This is a genomic window from Acidovorax sp. FHTAMBA, assembly GCF_038958875.1.
In the GTDB taxonomy this organism is placed as follows: Bacteria; Pseudomonadota; Gammaproteobacteria; order Burkholderiales; family Burkholderiaceae_C; genus Acidovorax.
The window spans coordinates 960138-982850 of the sequence record NZ_CP152407.1 but is presented as its reverse complement, the minus strand read 5'-3'; the positions used below and the strand labels follow the sequence as shown (position 1 = coordinate 982850).

Annotated in this window: 19 protein-coding genes; 1 reads left to right on the top strand and 18 read right to left on the bottom strand. The window is 60.8% G+C overall.

All coding sequences use genetic code 11. The annotated features are described in order from the left end of the window. Positions 1–50 precede the first annotated feature (50 nt). Positions 51–3830: a methyltransferase domain-containing protein gene (locus AAFF19_RS04575; protein WP_182118065.1), complete on the top strand. Its 3780-nt coding sequence runs from the start codon at positions 51–53 to the stop codon at positions 3828–3830. A gap of 171 nt (positions 3831–4001) precedes the next feature. Here AAFF19_RS04575 and AAFF19_RS04570 read toward each other — a convergent pair whose 3' ends face one another. From AAFF19_RS04570 to AAFF19_RS04485, 18 genes are all read right to left on the bottom strand, one after another. After that, on the bottom strand, positions 4002–4865 hold the full coding sequence (locus AAFF19_RS04570; RefSeq protein ID WP_342721381.1) for a class I SAM-dependent methyltransferase: 864 nt from the start codon (positions 4863–4865) through the stop codon (positions 4002–4004). Between the two features lie 36 nt (positions 4866–4901). Beyond that, positions 4902–5795, bottom strand: coding sequence for a class I SAM-dependent methyltransferase (locus AAFF19_RS04565; protein WP_342721380.1), 894 nt, complete (start codon positions 5793–5795; stop codon positions 4902–4904). 112 nt (positions 5796–5907) lie between these two features. Continuing rightward, entirely contained in the window at positions 5908–7272 is a 1365-nt protein-coding gene (locus AAFF19_RS04560) for an ABC transporter ATP-binding protein (RefSeq protein ID WP_342721379.1), read from the bottom strand. Further along, positions 7269–8069: an ABC transporter permease gene (locus tag AAFF19_RS04555; RefSeq protein WP_342721378.1), complete on the bottom strand. Its 801-nt coding sequence runs from the start codon at positions 8067–8069 to the stop codon at positions 7269–7271. Before AAFF19_RS04555 ends, AAFF19_RS04560 begins: the two co-directional genes overlap by 4 nt. 213 nt (positions 8070–8282) lie before the next feature. Continuing rightward, positions 8283–9236, bottom strand: coding sequence for a peptidylprolyl isomerase (locus AAFF19_RS04550; RefSeq protein WP_182118060.1), 954 nt, complete (start codon positions 9234–9236; stop codon positions 8283–8285). 93 nt (positions 9237–9329) lie between these two features. After that, positions 9330–10838 carry a cell surface protein gene (locus tag AAFF19_RS04545; protein WP_342721377.1) on the bottom strand — a complete coding sequence of 503 codons (1509 nt, stop codon included), beginning with the start codon at positions 10836–10838 and terminating at the stop codon, positions 9330–9332. A gap of 402 nt (positions 10839–11240) precedes the next feature. Beyond that, positions 11241–11666, bottom strand: coding sequence for a hypothetical protein (locus tag AAFF19_RS04540; protein WP_342721375.1), 426 nt, complete (start codon positions 11664–11666; stop codon positions 11241–11243). A 128-nt stretch (positions 11667–11794) separates the two neighbouring features. Further along, entirely contained in the window at positions 11795–14134 is a 2340-nt protein-coding gene (gene gspD, locus AAFF19_RS04535) for a type II secretion system secretin GspD (protein WP_342721374.1), read from the bottom strand. A gap of 94 nt (positions 14135–14228) precedes the next feature. After that, complete coding sequence (locus tag AAFF19_RS04530; RefSeq protein WP_342721373.1) at positions 14229–14888, bottom strand: type II secretion system protein N; 660 nt, start codon at positions 14886–14888, stop codon at positions 14229–14231. Further along, positions 14885–15445 carry a type II secretion system protein GspM gene (gene gspM / locus AAFF19_RS04525; protein WP_182118056.1) on the bottom strand — a complete coding sequence of 187 codons (561 nt, stop codon included), beginning with the start codon at positions 15443–15445 and terminating at the stop codon, positions 14885–14887. The genes AAFF19_RS04530 and gspM overlap by 4 nt, the downstream gene beginning before the upstream one ends. 7 nt (positions 15446–15452) lie before the next feature. Then, complete coding sequence (locus AAFF19_RS04520; RefSeq protein ID WP_182118055.1) at positions 15453–16781, bottom strand: PilN domain-containing protein; 1329 nt, start codon at positions 16779–16781, stop codon at positions 15453–15455. A 5-nt stretch (positions 16782–16786) separates the two neighbouring features. Then, on the bottom strand, positions 16787–17611 hold the full coding sequence (locus AAFF19_RS04515; protein ID WP_342721372.1) for a type II secretion system protein GspK: 825 nt from the start codon (positions 17609–17611) through the stop codon (positions 16787–16789). Positions 17612–17675: 64 nt separating this feature from the next. After that, positions 17676–18374: a prepilin-type N-terminal cleavage/methylation domain-containing protein gene (locus tag AAFF19_RS04510; protein ID WP_342721371.1), complete on the bottom strand. Its 699-nt coding sequence runs from the start codon at positions 18372–18374 to the stop codon at positions 17676–17678. Then, a complete protein-coding gene (locus AAFF19_RS04505; RefSeq protein WP_182118052.1) occupies positions 18371–18775 on the bottom strand; it encodes a type II secretion system protein in 405 nt (134 codons plus the stop codon). The genes AAFF19_RS04510 and AAFF19_RS04505 overlap by 4 nt, the downstream gene beginning before the upstream one ends. Next, positions 18772–19224, bottom strand: a complete 453-nt coding sequence (locus tag AAFF19_RS04500) for a type II secretion system protein (RefSeq protein WP_182118374.1) — start codon at positions 19222–19224, stop codon at positions 18772–18774. Before AAFF19_RS04500 ends, AAFF19_RS04505 begins: the two co-directional genes overlap by 4 nt. A gap of 44 nt (positions 19225–19268) precedes the next feature. Continuing rightward, entirely contained in the window at positions 19269–19721 is a 453-nt protein-coding gene (gene gspG / locus AAFF19_RS04495) for a type II secretion system major pseudopilin GspG (protein ID WP_182118051.1), read from the bottom strand. Between the two features lie 26 nt (positions 19722–19747). After that, entirely contained in the window at positions 19748–20992 is a 1245-nt protein-coding gene (locus tag AAFF19_RS04490) for a type II secretion system F family protein (protein ID WP_182118050.1), read from the bottom strand. After that, entirely contained in the window at positions 20985–22712 is a 1728-nt protein-coding gene (locus tag AAFF19_RS04485; protein ID WP_182118049.1) for an ATPase, T2SS/T4P/T4SS family, read from the bottom strand. The genes AAFF19_RS04490 and AAFF19_RS04485 overlap by 8 nt, the downstream gene beginning before the upstream one ends. Position 22713 lies beyond the last annotated feature (1 nt).

The window sequence follows — 22713 nt, the reverse complement described above, 5'->3', positions numbered from 1 at the left end:
CCACCCACAGCAGCCCTTTTCCCTGCGGAACGCGCCGTCATAATCGCCGGATGACGAATTCAATTGACGACCTGCACGTGTATTTGCGCTCCATCGCCGAAGGCGAGCGCACCTCGCTGTCGGTCCTGGCGAGTCTGGTCCACCCAGGGGCTTGCGTACTGGACCTCGGTTGCGGAAGTGGCGCCCTGGGGCAGCATCTGAAAGAAACACGGGGCTGCACATCGGACGGCGTCACCCTCAGCCGCGCCGAGGCCGACCACGCCCGGCCACACTATCGCACGGTAGAGGTGGCCGACCTCGAAACCGCCAACCTGCACGGCATGTTCGGTGATCGGCGCTACGACTACATTGTGTGCGCCGATGTGCTTGAGCACCTTCGCCGCCCAGAAACGGTATTGCAGGCTTGCCGCGACCTGTTGGAGCCCGATGGAAAGCTGCTGATTTCTGTCCCCAACGCTGCATATGCCGGCCTTCTGGCCGAACTGATGGAAGGCGAGTTCCGCTATCGTGAGGAAGGGTTGCTCGACCGCACCCACCTGCGATTTTTCACACGCACTTCGCTCGTGCGCTTCATGGCTGAGCAGCTTTGGGAGCTGGACACCGTGGACACCGTCCAGCGCGAGTTGCCAGAGTCCGAGTTCCAGGTGGCGTTTGACCGCTTGCCTGCCGCAGTGGCCCGCTACCTGCTAGGGTCCCCCGACGCTCTCGCTTACCAGTTCATCTGTGTGGCTCGGCCAGTGCCGCATGTCTCCAGTGCAGCACATACTCCTGCTAACGGTATAGCGTCGCATGCGCGGTTTACGGCACAGCTCTACCTGGGATATGACGGTGGCTATGCCGAAGAAGACAAGCTCACGGCCAGCGGAATCATTGGCCAGGAACGGCAGATGGTGCGTTTCAGTCTTCCGCAAGCGGCTCGTCCCCTCAAACAACTGCGCCTGGACCCGGCAGATCGCCCGGGTTTTCTCCACCTCTACAGCCTGACGCTGCTTGACCACGCCCAGCAGCCCCTTTGGCACTGGCAAGCTGATAGCACATCCCGCTCACTGCTCTCGGCAGCACCTCACAGCCAGATCGTCTGGCAAGCCCCCCTGCCGCCCGCTTCAGGCGCGAGCCTGCTGCTCCTTGCGGGAACAGACCCGTGGATGGAACTACCCATCCCCGCAGACGTTTTCGAACTCGCCGACCGGGCGCCCGCCACCCTGGAGGTGGAACTGGGTTGGCCCATGTCTGCAGACTATCTGGCCCTCGCCAGCACCGTGCGCCCGCTGGATGACCGCATTGGCGAACTGGAGCGCGCTGCACGCGACGCAGAAAGCAGCTTCAACCATCAGCGGCACGAGATGCGACTCGTTGAAGCCCGTGCGACCATTCTCGAAGAAAGCAACAAGGCCCTGGCCCAGCAACGTGCCACGTGGCAACAAGAAGCTACCCGCCTTCAGAAAGATTACGCCGCCTTGGCCGCGCACCTCAAGACCATAGAGAACTCCACCGTGTTTCGAGCCACCCGCCCCTTGGTCCACGCAAAGATGCGCGTTGATCGCCTGCTGGGTCGCGCACCTGCAGCGGCAGCAGCACAAGTGCCCCCCGCGCCTATCCCGGTCACGCCCCCGCCTCAACCCGTCGACGTCATCGTGCCCGTATACCGCGGGCTGCACGACACCCGACTGTGCATAGACTCTGTGCTGGCCAGCGCCTGCCAGACCCCTTGGCGCCTGATCGTGATCAACGATGCCAGCCCGGAACCCGAAGTGACTGCCTGGTTGCGCGACCGCGCACGCCAGGATGACCGCATCACGTTGCTCGAAAACCCCGAAAACCTTGGCTTCGTAGGCACCGTCAACCGGGGCATGGCGCTGAGCGACAGCAACGACGTGCTGCTGCTCAACAGCGACACCGAGGTGGCGAATGACTGGCTGGACCGCATTCGCCGCGCAGCCTACAGCGACCAGAAGGTCGCCTCCGTCACGCCCTTCTCCAACAACGCCACCATCTGCAGCTACCCCCGTTTCTGCAAAGACAACGACCTGCCCCCGGGCTACAACACCGCACAGCTGGACGCCTTGTGCGCCCAAACCAACGCAGGCGCTGTGGTGGATGTGCCCACCGGCGTCGGTTTCTGCATGTACATCCGGCGTGACAGCCTGCAGCAGGTTGGGTTGTTCGACACGGAAAATTTCGGCAAAGGCTATGGCGAAGAAAACGATTTCTGCCAACGAGCGGCAGAAGCTGGCTGGCGCAACCTGCACCTTCTCGACACTTTCGTGCTGCACACTGGTGGCGTGAGTTTTGGTGACAGCAAAAGCCCCCGCGAACGCGCCGCGATGGAGACCTTGCGCCGCCTTCATCCAAACTATGAGCGGGATGTGATGGCGTTTGTGCGCGCCGACCCGGCACAGCCTTGGCGACTGGCACTGGATGTGGCACGCATGCGCCAGCAGCAAAGTGGCGGGCGCAAGGTCGTGCTTGCTGTCTTGCACGACCGCGCCGGCGGTACCGTGCGGCATGTACGGGAGCTCGCCCAGCACCTTTCAGACCAAGCCTTGTTTCTGACCCTCACTCCCGCCCCCCATCGCTCGGTACGGTTACAGTGGGCGGATGAGTCGGAGGGCTTTCTCCTGCAATTCAGCATTGCAGATGAATTCGCGCAGCTCCTCCAGGCACTTCGGCAGCTGGGCGTGTCGCACATTCACTACCACCACCTGCTGGGCCATGACGAAAGCGTTCTGGATCTACCCCACCATCTGGGCGTGGCCTACGACTTCACTGCGCACGATTTCTACAGCTACTGCACCCACATCTCGCTCACGGGTCTGGACAATCGCTATGCTGGCGAGCTGGCTCCAGGCCAGTGCACCTGTTGCCCTGCGGATAGCACCGCGGCGCCCTACGGCGGTACCGTCGGCCAGTGGCGCCACCGGAACATCCACTTTCTTACGGGGGCACGCCAGGTATTCACGCCGAGCCACGATGCAGCACTCCGCATCGCCGGTTTTGCTCCGGGTGCACGGGTGCGCGTCGTTCCCCATACAGATTTGTCCAGCCACGGCGAGCTGCCCCTTGCCCAACCTCATGCCCGTGCCGCTGGCGCCGCATTGAAAGTCGTGGTGATCGGAGCTCTCAGCGCCATCAAAGGTGCAGACATCCTGGAAGCCGTAGCCCTGGAAGCTGCCCGCCGCAACGCTCCCGTCGAATTCCACTTGCTGGGGTATGGCTACCGGCACCTGCAGACACAACCCAAGGCCCACCTCACTGTCCACGGAGCCTACGAAGACAACGACCTTCCCCGCCTCCTGGAATGGCTGCAACCGGATCTGGCATGGTTTCCCGCCCAATGGCCAGAAACGTATAGCTACACGCTCAGCGCCTGCATGGAGGCCGCGCTGCCCGTGGTTGCGCCAGACCTGGGCGCCTTTGCCGAGCGTCTGCACGGCAGAACATGGAGTTGGGTCGAACGGTGGGACCAGACACCAGCACAATGGCTGGATGCTTTTTTACGGATTCGCGAGCAGAATTTCGACCAAGGCACCCCGCCACCCGTGGCCCAGCCCGCTACGCCCGGTGCACGGGCCCTGCAGGCGTCGGCCTCCAGCCTGCCTTGGCACTACCACGACAGCTACCTGGCAACAGTCCCCGGCAGCTCGCACCCGATTGGTGTGCCCATGGATTTTCTCGCCACCCACCGGGCTCCATCCACCGGCGCCACGGGCGCCCGATCTTTATTGCTCTCCGGCATCGTCAAACTGCGCTCGCATCCATTGCTGCGCGGCGTAGCGCAGCGCGTGCCCCAGCATTGGCAGACAAAGGTGAAGAGCTGGTTGAGAGCGTGAATTCTTGTTGAATAACATTCAAAAAAGTGAGCTGCCAGCGCTTGATGGCATTGATTTTCACAGTATTTTTTATCTGAAAACTACTTCTGACAAGCGCTAGCAGCTATCATTTTTTACGTTTGTAAGGGGTTCAGATCCTCCGCTGCTCAGCGCAGGCCCGCGTCTCACCCTTCACTTGCTCAACAACAGAAAAATCTCGTTGTTCAGCAGCAGCTCGTCGGGGTAGCGCCCACGCAATGCGCTGGGGATCTCCATTTCTACGTTCCGGCGCTCCTGCCGCACCACGTGAAAGCCGGCTTGCGTTGTCAGGTCCACCAGCTCGTCGGCAGTAAGGCGGTTGAGCGAGCGGTACTCCTTGAATACAAACTCCTTGTAGCCGTCTACGCCAAAATCCGCGAACCCGAAATCCACCTCCGCAGCGTCGATGGGCCCTTGATGATTCTTGATCACTTGCCACAGCGCTTCTTCACTGGCCAGCAGGTGGTGCCACGGCACGTCGTCATACCTGCGCAAGTGCGACCCGAACGGCGAATAAAACAATGGCTCAATCTGGATGAAGAAGTAGCCCCCTGGCCGCAGGCAGGCATGGAGATCCGCAAAGATCGGCGCCAGCTGATCGCGCTGCACATGTTCGAAGGTAGACCAGCTCATGATCCCGTCAACCAGCGCACGCTGGCCTGCCAGCGGCGCACCGGGGGTGATGCTTTCGAATGTCAGCGCCGAGGGGATACGCCGCATGCCCAACTGCTCTCTCGCAATGCGGGGCAGCTTGGTGTATTCCCGGCGGATATCCACCCCATGAATGGACGTGGCGCCGTAGCGCAGCACCAGGGACAGATCGGTAATGCCATCGCCGCAGCCAAAGTTCAAGAACCTGGCGCTGCGCACATCCAGCACACCGCCAATCCAGTGGTTCACCACATCGGCCGCATACTCAAAATGTGCCCGAAACCATTCGTCAGAAATCTTGCTCGCATCCCAAGGCGCCACGCCCCAAAGACGCTCCTGCAGGGAGTGAAGCCAATTGCCGTTCATAGCGCCTCCCGCTGGTTCACGGACTTGCGTGAGCGCTCAAGGCTTGCGCAACACATAGGCATCCTGATGGTTCCAGAAGTGCACGGGCGCCTTGTGCACCAGCTTGTCCGCACCCAGGGTTTCGGCAATGCGCGCCAACACGAACGGCTCGGAGGTAAACGTTGTGCCGTATTCCTGCCCATCAATCGCCGACGACTCGCTGGAAGCTGCAAAAAAGTAACCCTCTGCGTCGAGCGTCACATGGTCAAAATGTGCCGCTTTGATGCCATGGGTACTGAATACCAGCAACCCTCCGGGTGCAACCGCATCAAAAAGCACCTTGAGCCAGCGCGACCACGTTGCCTTTGGCAGGTGACTGAACAACGACAACACAAACACCAGGTCATAGCGGCCTGGCCATTGCACGGCCTCTGGCGTGCTGGCGGACAAGAACCCCTCCACACCAAACGTGCGACGAGAAAACTCCACGGCACTGGGGACCACATCGGACACCACCACACGCGTCGGCCCCAACGCCTTCACGAGATGCCGCGTAAACCGCCCATGGCCGCTGGCAAACTCCAGCACACTGGGCGTCTTGAGCAACGGCTTGTCTACCGCCTCCAGCAACAACATCAGCTCTGAAAGCGTACGCCAGCCGTCAGCCAGGTAATCGCGCAGCGGGTTGCGACTGGAGTGGTGGCCCAGAAAAAAACCAAAGATGTCGTCGTGCTCCGAGATGGCGCAGTTCAGCCCCATCACATTGTTGTAGGAGCCCACCAGGTCATGCGCTTCGATCAACGCATGCGCTGCCAGCATCACATCACGCTCATCGCGCGCGCGGGCCAGCACCTGCGCGGCACCCGTTCGGTCACCCCGGGCCAGTAAGTCGCGGCCTTCCTGCAGCAATTGCAGGCCTCTGCTTGTTTGTATATCCGTGTTTGCTGTCATGTGATGCGTGTTCAGGCGGAGCGCCGATTATCAATGCACCACGGCGGCTGGGTGGGGAACATGAACCGAAAGTGCACCACGCGATAGCTCGCCCTTGGGGCCAACGCGCTCCCTAACTCCAGCGGTGCGGAAGCCGGACCAACCCCGGCAACGGCTTGGGAAAGATGAAACGGAAGTGCAAAAACTGGAACCACTCGTCATACACGGCGAGGCCCGTTTCATCAAACAGGAAAGCGCTGATCACGTAATCACCGCTGTGCAACGGCAAGTCTGGAAAAGTAAGAACCGACTGCCAGGTGCCGTCGCTCAGCCGCACAGGCGCTGCACCGTCTTCATGCGTTGCCAACGAGGTAATGCCCACCCCTTTGGACTGCTCGATCATGAATCCAATGTGCGGACGCTCATCGCCACGCCCCCGTGCACGGATCGTGACAATCAGGTCCTGCCCCTGCAGCACGGGCGGATGCCCGGCTTGCGCGTCTTCCAGATGCGCGACATCCACCGACAAAATACATGCACTACCGCCCGCATCGCCAAGCGGCTGGGGTTGTGGTGACCGCCCCGCGTGCTTGGGAGCCATCTGCGAGTCTGGCTGCCCGGCGCCGCCAGCAACAGTGCCCTCCGCGCCGGAGTCAACTGAATGGGCTGAGGCCGATCCTGGCGCGGCATCTGCCAGTGCACTCGCAGCACCGCCATTTTTCTCAAGCTCCCGCTCCCGGGTGTACAGGTCGTAGGCAGCCAACACCGCTTCGGTATTGCCAAACTGCTCCACCCTGCCGCCCTTGAGCCAAAGTGCCCGGTCGCACAGGTGGCGAACATGGTACGGGCTGTGCGAACAAAACAGGATGGTGCAGCCATTGTTGCGAAACGCCGTGATGCGCTCCACACACTTCTTCTGAAAGTTCTGGTCGCCCACTGCCAATGCTTCGTCCACGATGAGAACATCTGGCTGCACTGCCGTTACCAACGCGAATGCCAGCCGCACCGTCATGCCCGACGAATACGTTTTTACCGGCCTGTCCAGCGCCTCACCCAGCTCGCAAAACTCAATGATCCCGGGCTCCAGCCGCGCCATCTCCTCACGCTGGATGCCAATGAGGCTGCCCGCAAAGTACAGGTTGTCGCGGCCGCTGAAATCGGGGTGGAAGCCCGCCCCCAGCTCCAGAATGGCAGTCACACGCCCTACCCGGTCGATACGGCCGTGGCTGGGCTGCAATGTGCCCGCCAGCAGCTTGAGCAAAGTGCTCTTGCCGGCACCGTTGTCACCAATTACGCCTATGCACTCACCGCGCTGCAGTTCAAACGACACATCGTGCAGCGCCCAGTGGCTGCGGTGCGTGGCCTTGCCAGTCACCAGCGCCTTTAGCCGCGCGCGCGGTGTGGGGTACAGCTTGTATTCCTTGCCCACTGCATGCACGCGTAGCACGGGGGCGGCCGCTGGAATGTTCGTAGCGAGCGAAGGTGCTTGGTGCGTCATAGCCAATCCACCAACTGGTCGCGGCTGCGAGACACTACGACATTCAGCAAAACCGCAGTCAGCGCTATCCACGCCAGCGTGGCCCACCACACCCCGGCGGAGGGCCATGCGCCCTGCAGCAGCACTTGCTGGTATCCCTGTACCAGCCCGGTCATAGGGTTGAGCCACAGCACCCAACGCCAGCGTTCGGGAAACAGGGTCATGGGAAACAGGATGGGCGACAGGTAAATGCCGACCGACAGCAGGAAACCCACCAATTGCACCGTATCGCGTAATGCTGCTGCTAGTATGGCGAGCAGATAGCTCAGCAGCAGGCACAGCATCAACTGCAGTGCGAGCAGTGGCACCACGCTGAGCACCGCAGGTGCGAAACCGTGCAATGGGGTGTAGGCCACTGCTACCAGCGCAAGCAACGGGCCGTAGATGAGTGCGCTGGCCAGCACGGCCCTCGCCGTAAACAGCACGGGGGGCAACGGGTTTTTCTGTAAGAGGCCGCCCGCATCCAGCAAGCTGCCCATGCCGCGCGATACTGCGTCGCAAAACGCCATCCAGGGCAGCGCCCCGACGATGAGGTACGTACCGACCGCATGGGCGGGCGCGCCTTCGCCCAGCCGCATGGCAAACACGATGTCAAATACTAGGTAGAACGCAGCCACGGTGAGCAGGGGCTGCAGGTAAGGCCACACCACGCCGGCAGCGGTCCCGCTGTGACGTGCGGCCAGCTCGCGCTGCGTGAGCACCCATACCAGCGCGTGTGCGCGCCAGAGGGCAAGGCATTCAGTCCACAAAGCGGTCATGGGGACGCGAACGTTGTAATGCACGCGCCAAGACATGCCGCAGTTCCCATGCAAGGGCCGCGGGCAAGCGGGCTCAGTTGATCAAAAATGCAGTCCGGCACAGCAGTGCGAAAACCGTGAAAAAAAACCACTCCCCATTACGCCGCCCACCCCGCGCAAACTACCCGTTCAATCAGCGCTTGCGTGGGCGAGGTGTGCAATGGAGAGCGTGGTTTACTGCTGGGGTGCCACTGCACGCCGTGCAGCAGGCACGGCAGCCTCATAGTTTTTGGCAAAGGCTTCCATAGCCTTCACGTCTGGCACGCCATTGGCTTGCAGGCGCTGCGCTTCTGCTACACGTGCGTCTTGGACAATACTGGCTCGCACTTCCTTCGCAAGTTCCTCCTTCACCTCGTCAAAGGGACGAACGCCAGCGGGCTTGCGGTCGAGCAACTGAATGATGTGATAGCCAAACTGCGACTCCACTACACCACTGAGGTCATTCTTGTTCTTGAGTTCGAAGGCGGCCTGCTCGAACTGCGGAACCATGCGGCCTTTGCCAAAGTACCCCACATCGCCACCCTTGGCTGCACTGCCCTTGTCGGCAGATTTTTCTTCTGCCAACTTGGCAAAGTCAGCCCCATCCTTCAGGTCCTTGAGGAGTTTTTCTGCTTCCGCTTTCGATTCCGTAGTAGTGCCAGCGATCAGGATGTGGCGGGCGTGTACTTGCTCCTCAGCCTTGAAACGATCTGGCTTTGCGCGGTACAGCGTGCGGGCCTTGGCCTCTACCGCGGCCTCGCTGGGCGTGCTCTTCTGGTCGATGCGCTCCAGAAGTGCGTCAGACAAGACTTTGTCCATGGCGACCTTGAGGTGAGCAACTACCAATGGATCCTTATCCAGCCCAATAGCTTGCGCCTCTGCGGCGAGAGCCCGGCGGACGTAGAGGTTGCCGGCTATCTGGCTGACGGTGGGAACGCGCGACAGTACCAAAGGCCTCATTTCAGGAGGCATGCGCAAGGCATCCGCCTGAACATCCAGCGTTGTAATCACAATCTTGTCACCCTGCACCAATGGCACTGCGGCTTCGCTCGCAACAGCAGGGCCTGCCATCCATCCAAACACAGCAGACGCCACAGCAAACGCACGAATTGGGCTCGCGGCCCGGGTAAGGTCAGCAAAAAGAGTCATAGTCACCAAGCAACAAAGAGATCAGCAATGAAAAAAGGCGGGGGTTGCCCCCCGCCTTCTTGGATCGCGTTAACGCGAAAAAGTGCCCACAAATTACCTCGTGAAGCGGTGTGGCCAGGTGATACCGTAGGTACCCGACTTGCCAGCCGATGCGGATGGGTTTTCCAGCTTGATGAACGAAGCGCCCAAGATTGGCAGACCCTTGCCGCCGTTGGCCGTGCTGAGCACACCCCAGCCGTTTTCGTACGTACCGCTCGTCACAGTGCGACGAGCAACGCTTGCACCCAGAACCGAGGTACCAGCGTCACGGAAGGCCAGCACGCTGACTTCACCGCAGAACTGGACAGAAGTGCCCGTGCCTGGCGAGAACACTGGAGTGGTGCCACCGGTGGTTTCTTCGCGGTCGTAGAAGCGCTGGCTGTCAGCGATCACGCAGATGTTGCCTGCAGCGTCGATGCTGGTGTTACCGGCTTCGAGCGGAGCGCCAGCCTGGGCAGGGTAGAACATGTCATCGGTGTGGTTCGCAGCACCCAAGTCAGAGAACAGGCGGTACTGTGTCGAGGCCGTTGCCAGCGCTTGCGTCGCACCGGCTGCGTAGTTAGCAGCCACGTTGTAGCGGCGTGTAGGCATAGAGAACGTCCAGTCGGTCTTTGCCGAGATGGAAGCATCGTTTGCGTACTGATTCGTCACCGAGTTCACGCGCAAAGCGTTCTGCAACGCCAGAGCTTGTGTCAAGGGAGCTGCAGCCGCAGGTGCAGCATACAAAGGCGTCGACATGTCGGGCAGGTCGAAGTTCAGCAGAGCCAGAGCTGGAACCGAGGCAGGTGCAACGTTAGCGTTCGTCCGCACTTCAGTGGTACGGAACAGCGGATCTGCTGTCAGCGTATTAGCATCAGCCGTCACTGCAACAGCAGCCGTATCCAGCTGCGGGAAGTGCACAAAGTTACCACGGGTGCCGCCAGTCAGTTGAATAGCCGTAGCTGCACCAGAGAAGGTGGTAGTTTGTGGCACATTGATGATGTACCAGTCACCCATCAGACCAGCCGTTGGGGTTTGCAGACCACGACGAGCTGCCGCAGCTTCATCGAGGGCAGTCGTAGCCACTGTATCTACGAGCGTACGAGCGGCAGAGCCCGCCACCGAGCAAGGAGCCACACCACCGACGTGCTTCGTGGCAGTGTACAAAGGTGAGCGAACGGTACCGGTAGCGGATGTAGAACCATCAGCTTGCCAAGCCGTCACATTCGTGATGTCAGCCATGTTGAAGATTTCAACGTAACCTTCACGGGTCAGGTTCGCCTTGGCATCCGCAGTGGCGTAGGCTGGCAGACGGGTCTGAACAAATGGCTGGGCAACGTTTTTCGTCAAGGCAGGCACCGTGCAAGTGTTGTCTGCGGTAACGATGTTGGCCACACCGTCAGCACCAGCCATCACTGCGGCAGTCCATACATCGCCAGGCGACATGAACACTTGGAAGTCCAGCACGTCATCCGAGTTGGAGGCGCTACGGAAGCGAACCTTCACCAGCTTGCCATTTGCCGAATCAGTGTTGGTAACGTGCAGAACGGTCATATTGCCGTTTTGAGCGTTGTAGTAGGGCACCACCAGCGCATGGCCCACACCGCCCTCGGCAACTCCGAGGCCGGTAGCCGTGCGGGGGGGACATCAAGCCGCCGTTGATGTCCGCAGCATTCGGAGCACCAACGCCGGTACCAGCAATCACGGCTGCCGAAGCAGCGCCCGCGAAGCCCAGGCCACCAATCATGGCAGCAATGCTCAAGGCCATCACATTTTTCTTCATATCAAGAACTCCAGTTAAAAAGTTTGTAAGCGCAACTACCACGATTGATTACGCTTAGGCATCGTAGCACAGCGCGCAAGGGGCTTGTACAGCGGGCGGCCGGTGAAACCGCCTGTTGTTGAGGAAAAGCAACAGTTGTCAGAGCGGTGTGGCAGAACCTCCTTCGCAGGGACCAGCAACAGCGCAGTAGAACCCTTTTGTAATCACAGATCCTGGTGGCGCCACCACTTGCCGTCTTCGAGCAACCATGTCTCGTCCACGTACGTGTCAATCGTACCCAGTTTCATACCCAAAAGGGCAGGCGTTGCGCTCAATTTCATACGGGCCGTGCACTTTTCGCCACTCTCGCATGTCACCTTGTAAGGCGTTGCGGCTTCTACCGTTGCGCCCGAGCCAAACTGCACGCGAAACTGCTCGGCCGTCTTGATGGCCCGGTAAGCAGGTGTGGACAGGGCCCAGGCCTTTTCGTACTGCCCCGCGATGCGCGCCTTCCAGTACTCGGTGGCGCGCTGGCCCACGATTTCTTCAGGGGTGGATGCGCCTAAGCTTGCGCAACCAGCCACAAGCATCACCGCCGACAGTGCAACGGCGATAGCGCCCAGGCGGCGCGTAGTTTGATAGATGGACATGGTGGTTTGAATTTCCTTCAAATAAAACACTACTCAAATTTGCGGCCGCCGCACATGATTCAATGTGCGCCAACGTACAAGAATGCAACTGATAGCTGCGCAGAGACACGGATTCTGCATGCCGGGGCTTAGTTCCTGTCGGCACTGCCCACGCCCAGCAGTCCACGCAGCCGGTCGCGCAGGTCCTCGCTGACTTCGCGGATGTCGATGTCGGTGCGCACCACCCGGGGGGTCAGCACCACCAGCAACTCGGTGCGGTTGTTGTTGTTGCGGTTGGTCCCGAATGCTTTCCCCAAGATGGGGATGTCTTGCAGAATGGGCACGCCTGTCTTGCCGCTGGTGGTGTTGTCGCGGATTAGCCCGCCCAGCACGATGGATTCGCCCGAACGCACGGCCACCTTGCTGCTGATTTGCCGCTGCAAGAATGCGGGCTGGCCGTTGGCGCTGGTTACCGGGTCGCCCACCTCGGTCACGGTTTGATCGACCTGCATGGTCACCAGATTGCCCGAGTTGACCGACGGCGTCACCGTCAAGCCCACGCCGGTATCTTTGTACTGAATGGTGTCGACGGTATTGCCAGAGGTGTCGTTGGTAATCGTGGCACTTCGCACTGGCTGCTGGTTGCCCACGGTGATGGCTGCGGTGTGGTTGTCAAGCACCATGAGCGATGGGCTGGAAATGACTTTGAGTTGGGATTTTTCAGACAGCGCCTGCAGCACCGCACGGGTGCTACCGCCTTTGCGCAACAGGTACGAAAAGCCTTGGGCCACTCCGCCCAGCGCGCCACCGGTGAGCCCGCTGATGGTGCCCGCACCCGTGAAGCTGCTGCTGTCACGGCTATCCGTAAACGCCCACTGCACGCCGTAGTTAAGGGTATCGCCCAATGTCACCTCTACGATGGTGGCCTCAATCAGGACCTGCGTAGGCGGCAAATCCAGCCGTTTGAGCGTGGCCTCGATCTTGAGATATTCGGCCCGGGTGCCCCAGACCAGGATGGCGTTGTTGAGCTCGTCAGCCATCACGCGGATATTGCCAAATGTCGCTACGACGGCACCGGCCTGCTGCGTGCCTTGCTGGCTTTGCGCGCCTGCGCCCAACTGACCAGTGGCGCGTCCGCCCAAACCGCCAAGGGATGACACCGTCGTGCCCAGCCCGCCAGTGCCTGTTCGGTTGCCACCTGCGCCGCCGATCAACGAACCCGTGTTGCCGAACGGGTTGGGGACACTGCCTTGGCCAAAGGTGCTGCCGGTGGCAGAAGCGAGGCCGGGCGCCACACCCGTGCCGCTGGTGGGGGACGTGCCGCCGAGCCCGCCAAAAATACCACTGAGCACCGAGGCCAGGTGGCGTGCATTGCCGTTTTGCACCTTGAAGATATGCAGTTGTGCCTCGGCGCCGTTGTCGCTGGGCTGGTCCAGCCGCTCGATCCAGCGCCGGGCTTCCTCCAGGTACGCCGCGCGGGGCGTCACTACGAGGATGCTGTTGAGCCGCTCGATTGGCATGATGCGCAGGGCGCCGAACAGGGGGTTGCCCTCGCCCAGCATGGCGGCAGCACCAGAACCCGCCGCACCGCCTGGTGCCTGGGTGCTGGCAGATACCGTGCCGCGGCCCACAGGCTGCGGCGTGGTTGCGGCTGCCGAGGCAGCGCCGCCCCCGCCGCTCACCAGCGCTAGCGCAGCCTCCACCTCTTTGATGGATGCGTGCTTGAGCGGGAACACCCCCACAGACATGCCCTTGAGCAGGTTGACGTCAAAGGTGCTAACCATGTCGAGCCATCCTTCTGCCTGCGTGCGGGTGCCCACAAGCACAAGAAGGTTGCGCAGGTTGTCCACCCGCACGATGGACTCGGTAGGCACCATGGGGCGCAAAATGGCGGCCATTTCACCGGCCCCAATGTACTGGAGCGGCACCACAATGACCCCTTGGCCTGGCGGCAAGGGGCTGCCACCTGCCAGACGTACCGTGCCACCAATGCCGCGCAGAGCCTCGGTGCGGCCGACGTGGTAGGTGCCACGCGCGTCGCGCACCAGCCCCAGCCCATTGGCCTGCAGGGCGCTTTCCAACAAAAAAGAGGCTTGGTCGGGCGAGATGGGCGCACGCGTAGCCAGCGTAATGGAGCCAGCAAGCGGGGGATGGAGCACGTAGTCCACCTTGAGGATGTCCCCCAGCACGGTGCGCACCACCTGGGCGACAGGTGCTTCTTCAAAGTTGAGCGACACCGGCGGGCCATCCAGCTGCGGTGCAGGCTTGACGGCACCCACCATTTGGTCATTGCCGATGATCAGGCGCGGCTCAGTGGCTGTGGTGCCCGCAGCAGCAGTGCTACCTGCAACGGATGCTGCGGGGGATGTGGATACCGCAGCAGAGCCAGGGGCCTGCCCTGCAACCACGGGGCCGCCTTGCGTTTGTGCTGCAGCGAGCTGGCAAGAGGCAAACGCGATGGCTGTGAGTGCGTGTTGGTATGGTGTCATGTCTGCATTAGGTTTGTCTTTGGGGTGTCTGTGGCACAGCTTGATGCCGTCGAAGCATGAGGGCTATGTGCTCACATTCTTGAATCGCCAGCACTCAGCGGCCACCTCCAAAGGTAGCCCGGCGCGGGTCGGGCGTTGGCCGAGGGGGCGCCGAGCCTTGTCCGCCGACAGCCCCTGAGTCTGGAGCCGGCGCGGCGACGGGCGGCTGAGCGGCTGCCGGCGCAACCAGAACAGGAGGGGGCTGCGAAGCTGGCATTCCCGTGTAGGTGGTCAACGCTGCACGCGGCATGGTCAGAGACCGGGTTTGACCACCGCTGGCAAAAGTTGCCGTGTTTCCAGATACGGACTGCAAAGTCCAGCCGCCATCGACGGTTTCGTTGAGCCGTACCCTGCGGTCCTTACCACCGATGTTCATGATCACGCCGCCGCCAGAGGGACTGCTGAACACACCGAAGATACGTGCCGTACTGAGGGTATCCACCGGTGGTGATGCCTCAGGCGGTGGAGGTGGAGGCGGCGGGCGGCGAGTCAGCATGAACAACGGCCTATCGAGCATGGCCACAAATTTGCTGGTGTCGACAGGCGCCGTGCCGGGCAGCGGAGGCAGCATTTGCGCGTAGTCTGCCTTGTGGGCAGCGGGCGCCTCCCATGTGCTGTTTTTCAACTGCGCAGCCGGCGTCAACCAAAGCCAGGCGAGCACCGCGAGCAATGCAAGGTTGAAAGCGATAAGGACCAGTATGGCGGGGCGCTTCATTTTTGCTCCCGCAGCACGCTGAACCCAAAGCTCACAGCCAGTTTAGGCTGAAACTTGGGCGGGGTGTTGCCCAAGCCACCCAGCACCTGTACTTCAAACTCATCGATCACGATCAATGGCAGTTGGGTAGAAAAAACCGCCAGCGCACTCTGCACTGCCAGCCATTCGCCCTCAGCTCGCACCGTTATAGGGATACGCTCATAGCCTTTTACGGCCTTAGGAGGGAGCACCTGGCTGCTGCTGATCTGCAGCCCAGCGGTGGTGAGAATCTCACGCACGCGCTGCTGCGCGGCGTTGCCCGCCACAGTGGCATCTTGCGAGGCGGGGTACACGTAGCGTGCCCTCGCATCTTTGGCCTGCGCCAGAACGGCCGTGATGTCGGCACGCTGCTCATTCAGCCCGAGCAAGCGGGCGTAGCGGGGCTCCAACTCAGCCAGCCGTGCCTGGGCCCACTGGTGCTTCTGGAAGACGTAGACCCCCGCCGCCGCAAGCGGCGCCAGCAACAGCGCAAACACTACTGCCAAAGCCGCCACTTCTCTTGTTTTGTGGTTTTGCATGGGTGGCTCAGGGTTTCGCAGGCGCAGTTGGCGCAGCAGCGGGTGTGGTAGCCGCGGCTTCTTTGGGTGGCGCAGGGCGAGTGGTCACTCCACCAAAAGTGGCCCCTCCCCCAAATGTGGCCGCCCGTGCAGCAGGTGGTGACGCGGGCGCCGCAGCGCTGGCAGATGGATTGGCGGCGGCGAGCGGTGCGGCCGATGAAGGCGCCGTGCCGGGTGCATCGACTGACGCCGTCGGGGTTGACGTAGACGGCTTAGATTCCGAAGGTGAAGGCGCGACTGGCGAAGGAGTGGTCTGCACACCGAAGTGCGCGGGATCGAGCATGAATTCGATCATGAAAGATTCTTTTTGTGCGCCTGGCATGCGGGTGGCTGCCGAGGGCGCGCGCACGTCACGCAGGCCGGGCTGTTCACCCAAGATTCTCATGAGGGACGAGGCGTCTCCAGTCAGCCCCAAAATTGTGACCTTACCCCCTTGGAGCTTGACGGTCTGCAGCGCCGTGTCGTCGGGCAGCGCCTGGGTCAACCGGTCCATCAGTGTCAACGGCTCGATACGCCCTGCGAGTACTTCAGCCAGTGAAGAAAGCTGTTCTATAGATTGCAGAAGCTCCTCGCGCTCACGCACGGCAGGGGCGGCACGCCCCACGATTCCTTCGTAGGCTTGCACGGCCTCTATGGCGCGCAAACGGAGTTGTGCCGTAGGGGTGATCGCAATGGCGGCCAACAACAGCATGCTGGTGCCCAGCAATGCATAACCCAAGTGCCGCCAACGCGCCGCCTGCCTGCTGCGCTGAGCCTCGCCAAAACCAGCGAAGACCAGTGGTGCCGCGCCCTGTGTGCTTAGTACCCATACCTCCGGGTCGCCAGCATTGCGAAGGCGGTCGGCCTGGGTGTGAATGTACTGTTGTATCTGTCTTCGCGATGCCAACGCCACTTCGACTACGACGGCGCCTTTGGCTGGCGCCTTCAAAGAGTAGCCCCAGGCGACTTCACCCAGGCCAAAGGGACTGGCGCTTTGAGCATCCAACGCAACGGCGTTTGCGATGTCTTGCGCGGCCATGGGGGGCAAAGTGAGTTGACGGCGCAACACAATGGCTTCCGGCAATTCCAGGGCCACGCATCTGGGTTGAACCGTCTGCCGCTCTGGCTGTTTCAGTTCTGCGCCATCACACCAGAGGGAATGCGACCCATCTGCCTGAAGCAGTCTCACGGGCACGGCAGGCGTGAGCCAGGCCAACAGCGGCCATTGGTGCAAGCCCTGCAAGGCCTTCCGCACGTCCTGCCCGACCTTTTGAAGGTCAATGCCAAAGAACCTGGCGTCGGAAGAGATGGTTGGCATTGTTATTACTTGGCCACGGTACGTGACATGGGTTCAAAACTGCGTTCAGTGTGGAGCGTGCGCCACGGCAAACCGTCACGCGAGCTAAACCCCAAATCCACCGTACGGCTGATACGCATCTCAGCTCCATCCGGCAACGGCACCAGTGCACTTACGCGGTATCTGCGGGTTGGGGACACGCTGACGAAAGATGCCTCCAGTGAGGTGGTGTCCACCCCTTCGGCGCCCTGATCGCGCTCCTGGGCAATGCGCCCAGCAACGGCGAGGTTGCCGTTGGCAAGCACGGTAAGCACGTCCAGCGGGGCCGCCAAGGGGTTCACTCGCCCCCCGCTCGCCCGAGCATAGACCGTCAAAAGCGGCGAAAGTCTAGCATAGAGGTCGTAGTCGACCCCTGGCACTTGAAGCAAGTCTTCATTGGCCTCAAAGCGCTGGGGCTGGTTCGCAGGGCCCGGTTTGGTCCGGACTTCCACCGTCGTTTGTGCAAGCGCCTGGGCAGCTTCGGCCGATAGCCCCCCCGCTACTTCATACAGTCGTGTCAACAATGCAAGAGGCGCGGTATTGATGTCGATCAACCCATTGAGTGGCATGACAGACACGGGCACCGTCATGCCCCGGTAGGCGATGTCGGCATGCCGTACACGGGCAACAGGCACTTCGGTGCCAGAGATTTCCCAAAGTGCCAGCGCAATCACTGCGTCACCTGTGGCCTGCGCCACTACACCCTGACGAACTGAGGCCACGATACCGATTTCATCTTTGGCAACCCGGCTGAAACCGGTGACCAGAATGGAGAGCGCGGCGACGACCCAAAGCACTGCGATGAGCGCCATCCCTCGCGTGCCTGCGATACATACACCCGGTCCTGCGCATGCTGACGACTGCAGACTCATGGAGTCACCTCGCACCACCGCCAAACACGGCCTCCCCGGACGCGCCACCCAAAACACCCGATGGCGTGGGACGAACCGGTATAACTAAATCTGGCAGGTTGCCCGCAGTGGTCTGCAGCGAAATCATGATGCGATCGGGGAAAGAATCCGTCGACTCCCATGCCAAGCTCCACTGCGGCTGGTCCACAATCGTGTTCGCGTAGAGCATTCGCAAACCAACGGCTTCGTGCACCAACAAACGCGCTTCAGCATGCGTCCAATCAGGCTGGCCTGCAGCGCTCTCCCAAGGGAGGAACTGCAACACTAGCCCCCTCGCCCCGTCAAACTCGCCCAGCGAGAGCCGGAAAAAAAAACGACCTCCCACGCCATGGCGTGCTGGCATGATGCCTACCCACGTCAAGGCGTCGGGCTTTCCTTCAAAGAAATAGGGAAGCTGCCCTGAGGACGTCGGCGTGTTGAGCTTGAAGGGGTATACACGCCCCACTACGGAACGGAGAAACGCAGTGGATACGCGCAATTCGTCTGCCTCCAGCAACCGGCGGTCTACACGCTCTCCGGTTTGTGCGGTCGTGCGCAGTGCGGAGCCCATGCCCAAAGCAATGAGCGAGAGCAATGCCATGACAACCAAGAGTTCGACCAGCGTAAACCCGTCGACAAGGCCGGGAAGGCGCGCGAAAGAAGGAGAAACACCGGAGCGCCTCATCGCACCGCCCCCTGCGGCACTGGCTTGCGCTCAGGCACAAGCGTCTGGAGCTCAAAACTTTTATTGGCGGCGCTTTCTTGCCAGCTTACGATGACACTCACTTCATGAAGTCGTGGTTTGTCGGAGCTTTCGACAGGTACAGCATAGGGTGCGCTGGTCACTCGCCACGAGTAACCCGCCGTTTCGCCCGCATCCTGCCAGCCGTCGGGGCCAACAAAGTCGCGCATGGCAAAGACGGACTCTGCCACCATGGAAGCCCGTTGATTTTGCTCCGCCATTCCCACAGCGCGAGCACTGGAACCACTGGCGCGATAGAGCATGCCCAGCGAGAGCGCCATGATGACGAATGCAACCAGCAACTCCAGCAGGGAAAAACCGCGCTGGCGTAACAGATCAGTCATGGAGCAAGCGCCTCCTGAGTAACGCGCCCAGACAGCCAATCCACCCGAAGCCGAGCGCCCCCACCGCCATGGGGGCGCAACACATCAATGCTTCCACCCGTCGCGCCGCCGTCCGGCAGAAAACGGATTGCAGCAACGCCGCCCGGATCAAGTTCGACCCCGGCCACAGTTGCCCGCAGGGTCAGCGAATCGGGCAACAAATTTTCAGTGCGGCCTTGCACGCCGAAGCTGCGCTGCTGGAGATTCACGCCAAATCGGGTCTCCGTCCGTGTAAGGACGGCCTGCTGACGTGCCGTACGCAATTCCGAAAGCATGGTTCGCAAAACGTTTCGGTATTGCGCTGTATCGCGCATTTTTTGGTATGCGATGGGAGTGATAGCGATGAGCAGTGCCATGATGGCAAAGACCACTAGCAGCTCTACGAGCGTGAACCCGCCCTCACGCCGCATACCTTGGCTTTTTACGATAGAAATTGTGAGTCTCAGCAAGACACTCAGGGAGTGTTGCGAATGTCGGCGTTCTCACCGTCGCCTCCAGGGGCGCCGTCTGCCCCCAAAGAAATTATCTCAATGCCTCCGTTGGCACCAGCGTTGGCATACTTATATGCGCGCCCCCATGGGTCAGTGGGCACGCCACCCTTCAGGTAGGGCCCCGTCCAGCCATTGATGCTGCCAGGGCGCTTGACCAGTGCCTCCAACCCCTCTTCAGACGTTGGGTAACGACCGACGTCGAGCTTGAAAAGCTCTAAAGATTTGTCGAGATCGGCAATTTGAACAGCCGCCGTCTTGGACTTTGCACCACCCAGCTGATTCAACACCCTTGGGCCCACCAAGCCAGCCAGCAATGTGAGGATGGCCAGGACAACGAGCAATTCAATCAACGTAAAGCCCCGCGCGCGGCGAGTTCGAAATGCTGTCTTAAAGTGGGTAGCGTAGATGCTCACCATGTGCGGTGTTCCTTGACTAACAAAAATTATACGGCGAGGTCGTTGATGGACAGTATGCCGAGAAGGATGGATACGATGATGGCGGCGATCAGTACCCCCAGCACAAGGATGAGCGCCGGTTCCACAAGCGTCAACAATCTTTTGATTCCAGTTTCGACCTCGCGGTTCAATATGTTTGCAAGTTCGAGCATCATGGGGCCGATGCGTCCCGTTTCTTCGCCCACGCGGATGAGATTGATGGCCAGCGGCTCGAAAATGCCAGTGGCAGAAATGGCGTGAACCACCTTGCCCCCCTCTTTAACGATAGGCCCGACTTTGCCAAGAGCCTGCTGCAAAACGGTATTGCCAACGGTTTCCGTCGCGATATGCAACGCGGTGAGCATAGGCACGCCGTTGCCCAGCAAGGTTCCCAGCGAGCGTGAGAACAACGTAAGTTGATACTTGAGCGCAAGCGGCCCCATCAACGGCAGGCGCAAAATGCGGGCTTGCCACCAGCTTCGGCCCGTGGGCGACCTGAACCAGCGCAGCACAAATGCGCCCAGCGCAAAAACCACGATACCCATCACCAAGCCATAGCTCGTAAATGCCTGGCCCATGGTCATCACCATGCGAGTAGGCAGCGGCAACGCGTCGCCCATATCGGTAAAAAGTTTTTCGAATTGTGGCACCACAAAGCCAAGCATGGCGATGAGAGATAGCACAGCAACGCCCAGCAAAATGGCCGGGTAGATGGTTGCGGAAATGACGCTCTCCTTTAAAGAGCGCTGCCGTTCCATATGTTCAACCAGACGATCCAGCACGGCGGACATCTGTCCACTGGCTTCTCCGGATCGGACCATATTGATATAGAAATCACCAAACAGGTCGTGACGTTGACTGAGGGCTCTGCTGAGGGGCGTCCCCCCCTTTACCGACTCCAGTGTTGCCTGGACTAACGCTGCCACGCTGGGTTTGTGGCTCATGTCAATCAGCACACGCAAGGCGTTGTCCAATGCCAGTCCCGCACGAAGCATGATGGCCAACTCGGACGTCAACGCCAGAACGTCAGCGGAGTTGACAGGGCCCTTGTTGACACGCCCCGACTTGCGGTCCAGCTTTAAGGCCGCAGCACCTGAGTGGTCGGCAGCAGCGCCCTGAACTTCGTCCACCGCAAGGGGAGTCAGCCCGCGATCGCGCAATTGCTTCACCACTGCAGCCGCACCCGGCGCAGCCATGCGCCCTTCCTGGATCTGGCCGGTCCCAGACGCGGCGCGCCACGCAAAGTCAAGCATCGGTTTGATCCTGCGTCACACGGGCCAGCTCATCCAGCGTGGTCACGCCGGAGGCGACTTTGCGCAAGCCGTCTTCATAGAGACTGAGCATGCCAGCTTCAGCTGCAACGGCGTTCAACGCATTAGCGTCCCGGCCTTCAATGATGGCGCGCCGCATGCGCTCATCAAGCGCCAGGAGCTCATGAATCCCCGTTCGTCCTTTGTACCCAGACTGGCGGCATTGCAGGCACCCCACCGCACGGTAGACCGCTTGCCCAGGCTTGGTGAAGCGCCCCAGCCCGGTACGCTTCAGGATCTCTTCATCAGGGTGGTAGGGCTCCTTGCAATGAGCGCACAATGTGCGGACCAGCCGTTGCGCAAGCACTCCATTTACCGCCGACGTGATGAGATAGCGTTCCACGCCCATGTCCTGCATGCGAATCACAGCGCCAGCGGCCGTGTTGGTATGCAGGGTGGAGAGCACCAGGTGCCCCGTCAGGGCAGATTGGACCGCAATTTGCGCAGTTTCTCCGTCGCGCATTTCGCCAATCATGATGATGTCGGGGTCTTGGCGCAGGATGGAGCGCAAGGCATTTGCGAACGTCAGATTGATCTGCGTATGCACTTGAATCTGGTTGATCCCGTCAAGTTGGTACTCCACAGGATCTTCCACTGTAATGATCTTTTGCTCGGTCGCATCGATCTTAGCCAGCGCGGCATACAAGGTGGTTGTTTTGCCAGATCCCGTTGGCCCAGTCACCAGCAGGATTCCGTGCGGCTTCGCAAGCAACGCGTTGAAGCGCGCCAAGGTATCTGCCTCGAACCCCATTTTTTCAAGCTCAAGTCGCACGCTGGCGCGATCCAGAACCCGCATGACCACGCTCTCGCCATGCACAGTGGGAACTGTGGAAACCCGTAAATCGAGTTCGCGGCCCTTGACGCGTGTCTTGATACGGCCGTCTTGGGGCAGCCGTCGTTCGGCGATGTCCAAGTGCGCAAGAAGCTTGACGCGAGAACCGACCGCCGCGCTCAACCGCGGCGGCACCAGTTCGCCTGGATGAATCACCCCGTCCACCCGGTACCGCACGTGAAGGCCATCGTCGAACGGCTCCAGGTGAATATCTGATGCGCGCAAATCGATCACGCGGCCGATGATGGAGTTGACCAGCCGGATGACCGGGGCTTCGCTGGCGAGATCCTTGAGATGCTCGACAAAATCTCCGCTGTCCAGCCCGTCTCCAAAACTGTCGTCATCCTCGCTTGACTCTTCGACAGGCTCGGCCAATGCCTTCTCAATGTCGGATTCCAAGGCCAAGTGCGGGCGGATGGAGAGACCAGTTGCCAAACCGAGTGCCTTAACGACAAAAGCATCCTGGGGCACCGCCATCGCCACGTCCAGGCACCCATCTTCGACCTGAAGTGGGAAGATGGCGTTGGCGTGCAGGAATTCTGGCAGCAACCCGTCGACTTCGGGCATCAAATCTGGGAAGCTGTCGGCAGGAACCAGAGGGATACCCAACTGTGCCTCTAAGGAAGTGGCAACGTCCACCTCAGAGACCAAACCCAGCCGGACCAGAACCCTCCCCAGCATTCCCCCCATTTCCTGCTGTGCGGAGACAGCCCTGTCCAAGTCACGCGCGCTCAGCTTACCGGCTTGCACCAACAATTCGCCGATACGTGGCCGGAAAGTCGGCTCACCGCACTCCCTGTCAGCGGAGGCCGAAAGTGTTTGAATGGTCATG

Coding starts and splice junctions, on each gene's coding strand:
- AAFF19_RS04575 (WP_182118065.1), top strand. CDS start 51: ATGACGAATTCAATTGACGACCTGCACGTGTATTTGCGCTCCATCGCC.
- AAFF19_RS04570 (WP_342721381.1), bottom strand. CDS start 4,865: ATGAACGGCAATTGGCTTCACTCCCTGCAGGAGCGTCTTTGGGGCGTG.
- AAFF19_RS04565 (WP_342721380.1), bottom strand. CDS start 5,795: ATGACAGCAAACACGGATATACAAACAAGCAGAGGCCTGCAATTGCTG.
- AAFF19_RS04560 (WP_342721379.1), bottom strand. CDS start 7,272: ATGACGCACCAAGCACCTTCGCTCGCTACGAACATTCCAGCGGCCGCC.
- AAFF19_RS04555 (WP_342721378.1), bottom strand. CDS start 8,069: ATGACCGCTTTGTGGACTGAATGCCTTGCCCTCTGGCGCGCACACGCG.
- AAFF19_RS04550 (WP_182118060.1), bottom strand. CDS start 9,236: ATGACTCTTTTTGCTGACCTTACCCGGGCCGCGAGCCCAATTCGTGCG.
- AAFF19_RS04540 (WP_342721375.1), bottom strand. CDS start 11,666: ATGTCCATCTATCAAACTACGCGCCGCCTGGGCGCTATCGCCGTTGCA.
- gspD (WP_342721374.1), bottom strand. CDS start 14,134: ATGACACCATACCAACACGCACTCACAGCCATCGCGTTTGCCTCTTGC.
- AAFF19_RS04530 (WP_342721373.1), bottom strand. CDS start 14,888: ATGAAGCGCCCCGCCATACTGGTCCTTATCGCTTTCAACCTTGCATTG.
- gspM (WP_182118056.1), bottom strand. CDS start 15,445: ATGCAAAACCACAAAACAAGAGAAGTGGCGGCTTTGGCAGTAGTGTTT.
- AAFF19_RS04520 (WP_182118055.1), bottom strand. CDS start 16,781: ATGCCAACCATCTCTTCCGACGCCAGGTTCTTTGGCATTGACCTTCAA.
- AAFF19_RS04515 (WP_342721372.1), bottom strand. CDS start 17,611: ATGGCGCTCATCGCAGTGCTTTGGGTCGTCGCCGCGCTCTCCATTCTG.
- AAFF19_RS04510 (WP_342721371.1), bottom strand. CDS start 18,374: ATGAGGCGCTCCGGTGTTTCTCCTTCTTTCGCGCGCCTTCCCGGCCTT.
- AAFF19_RS04505 (WP_182118052.1), bottom strand. CDS start 18,775: ATGACTGATCTGTTACGCCAGCGCGGTTTTTCCCTGCTGGAGTTGCTG.
- AAFF19_RS04500 (WP_182118374.1), bottom strand. CDS start 19,224: ATGCGGCGTGAGGGCGGGTTCACGCTCGTAGAGCTGCTAGTGGTCTTT.
- gspG (WP_182118051.1), bottom strand. CDS start 19,721: ATGGTGAGCATCTACGCTACCCACTTTAAGACAGCATTTCGAACTCGC.
- AAFF19_RS04490 (WP_182118050.1), bottom strand. CDS start 20,992: ATGCTTGACTTTGCGTGGCGCGCCGCGTCTGGGACCGGCCAGATCCAG.
- AAFF19_RS04485 (WP_182118049.1), bottom strand. CDS start 22,712: ATGACCATTCAAACACTTTCGGCCTCCGCTGACAGGGAGTGCGGTGAG.